This window comes from Marinifilum sp. D714, assembly GCF_030851345.1.
In the GTDB taxonomy this organism is placed as follows: domain Bacteria; phylum Bacteroidota; class Bacteroidia; order Bacteroidales; family Marinifilaceae; genus Marinifilum.
Map to the genome: position 1 here is coordinate 1 of NZ_JALPNU010000078.1, position 529 is coordinate 529.

Annotated in this window: 1 pseudogene; it reads left to right on the plus strand. The window is 36.5% G+C overall.

The features are described 5' to 3' along the window. Positions 1-529, plus strand: a pseudogene (locus M0051_RS19625) (hypothetical protein); the annotation flags it as partial.

Genomic DNA, 529 nt, shown 5'->3' on the forward strand with positions numbered 1-529 from the left:
GGATGGAAGTTGCAGATTGGTAGTAAGGAGCTTTCGTTTTCTTCAGATACAATTCAAGCAAACTCTTATTTGATTCTCTGTTCTCATACCTCCAAGGAAGAATTTTTGGTTTATGGTGATGTTCATTCTTTATCCAGTTTCAGTGGTTTGACCAATGCCGGCAGTAGTTTGAGATTATTGACTGCTGAAAAAGTTGTAATTGATGAAATTGCCTATTCCGATACCTGGTATCAATCAAATGAAAAAAATGATGGTGGCTGGAGTTTAGAGCGAATTGATCCTTCGAATACTTGCAGCAGTCGAAGCAATTGGTCTGCATCAATAAATGAAAAAGGGGGAACTCCTGGCCAAGTCAATTCAATTCGTGCAGATTATGTAGATGAAGAATCACCTAAGGTAGTTTCTTTCAAATATGTATCGGAAAATCAGTTGGTTTTGGAATTTAGTGAAGTGATTGACGAAGTAACATTTCTCAATCCTGAGAATTATAATATTCAAGCCAATGCATTAAAGGAGATTACTTCCATTT